The organism is Pseudoroseomonas cervicalis ATCC 49957, assembly GCF_000164635.1.
GTDB classification, from domain to species: domain Bacteria; phylum Pseudomonadota; class Alphaproteobacteria; order Acetobacterales; family Acetobacteraceae; genus Pseudoroseomonas; species Pseudoroseomonas cervicalis.
Window position 1 is genome coordinate 1 of the sequence record NZ_GG770901.1, and the last position, 1,463, is coordinate 1,463.

The following is a 1,463-nucleotide window of genomic DNA, read 5'->3' on the forward strand; positions in this document are numbered from 1 at the left end:
CCGGGGGAAGGGTGGGGGTGGCAGCCCGCCGCGCCGGGCTCAGCCGCGCCGGCCGTGGTCCCAGGCCGCGCGGCGCGACTCATGCACCGCTTCGGCCTTGGTCATGCCGATATCGCGCAGCATGCGCTCGTCCAGTTCGGCAAGATGCTGCCGGGTCTCGATCATGCGCAGCAGCTGTCGCAGCGTCGCCATCCAGCCGACCGGGCGCGCGCCGCGCGGGCTGCGCAGGGCGACGGGGCAGGGAGAAGCGGAGCCGAGCTGGGCGGACATGACCGGGGGCCTTTCAAGCGCCGGGGGTTGTTGACCCCATCAATCTGACCGCCGCCGCGACATCAGAAAAACGAATTGTTTTGACGATGGCCATCAACACCGTTGATGATGTGGCCATGCTCGCTTTGCCACCCGGCCTCGACCCCGATCTGCTCCGCTCCTTCGTGCTGATCGCCGAGGGGGCGAGCGTCACCCGCGCCGCGCAGCGCGTCGGCCGCACCCAGTCCGCCGTGTCGATGCAGATGCGCAGGCTGGAGGAGATGCTGGGCCATGCCCTGCTGGTGCGCGGCGCCAAGGGCTTCTCGCTGACCCCGCAGGGCGCCTGGCTGCTGGAGCGGGCGCGGCCCTGGCTGTCCATGCATGACGAGATCCTGGCCAATTTCCGCAACCCCGAGGTGACGGGGCGGGTGCGGCTCGGCACGCCGGACGACTATGTGCTGCTCTGGCTGCCCGACATCCTGGCCCGCTTCGCCGAGAGCCACCCGGCCGCCGAGCTGGAGGTGGTCTGCGCCCCCTCGACCGAGCTGCTGGAGCGGCTGGAGCGCGGCGAGCTGGACCTGTCCATCTACTCCGCCGGCAACGAGCTGCGCGGCAGCGGGCCGGGCCTGCCGCTCTGGCGCGGGCCGCTGCACTGGGTGGGCTCGGCCGCCCATGCGGTACACCGGCAGACGCCGCTGCGCCTGTCGCTGGCGCAGCCCTCCTGCATCTGGCGCCGCGCCGCGACCGAGGCGCTGGATTCGGCCGGCCTGCCCTGGCGCGTCACCTATTCCTCCAGCGCCCAGATGGGCACCTATGCGGTGGTGCTGGCGGGGCTGGCGATCACGGTGGGGCTCTCCGCCCCGCTGCCGCCCGGGCTGCGCGTGCTGGACGAGGCCGATGGCCTGCCCCGCCTGCCGGAATTCGAGATCGCGCTGGCCCAGCGCGCCGACACTCCGGCGGCGGTGGCGCTCGGGCGGCACATCATCGACAGTTTCCGCCACGAACCCGGTGGGCTGCCAAACCGTGCTTGCTGAGTCCCGCGGGCTGATGCTTACCTTCCCGTAAGGAGAAGCTGGCGTGGAACGGCGTGGCAAGCGCCGGCCGGGCCGTCTTTCCCCGTCTCGGATGCGGATTGCGGCGGGACCATACTGGGAGGACGAGAAAGATGATCATTCACCGCCGCGGCCTGGTGGCCGCCGGCGCCGGCCTGGCCC

Annotated in this window: 2 protein-coding genes; one reads left to right on the forward strand and one right to left on the reverse strand. The window is 71.9% G+C overall.

The window, feature by feature from the left end:
* Nucleotides 1-39 precede the first annotated feature (39 nt).
* Nucleotides 40-270 (reverse strand): DUF1127 domain-containing protein, encoded by a 231-nt coding sequence (locus HMPREF0731_RS20140; protein ID WP_040614209.1) that lies wholly within the window; start codon nt 268-270, stop codon nt 40-42.
* 86 nt (nt 271-356) lie between these two features.
* On the opposite strand from HMPREF0731_RS20140, the gene HMPREF0731_RS20145 reads away from it, so the two are divergent.
* Nucleotides 357-1,283 (forward strand): LysR substrate-binding domain-containing protein, encoded by a 927-nt coding sequence (locus HMPREF0731_RS20145; protein ID WP_007006065.1) that lies wholly within the window; start codon nt 357-359, stop codon nt 1,281-1,283.
* The last annotated feature ends 180 nt before the right edge of the window (nt 1,284-1,463 follow it).

Bases quoted from the DNA above. Each gene is read 5' to 3' on its own strand.
- HMPREF0731_RS20145 (WP_007006065.1), top strand. From the start codon at position 357: ATGGCCATCAACACCGTTGATGATGTGGCCATGCTCGCTTTGCCACCC.
- HMPREF0731_RS20140 (WP_040614209.1), bottom strand. From the start codon at position 270: ATGTCCGCCCAGCTCGGCTCCGCTTCTCCCTGCCCCGTCGCCCTGCGC.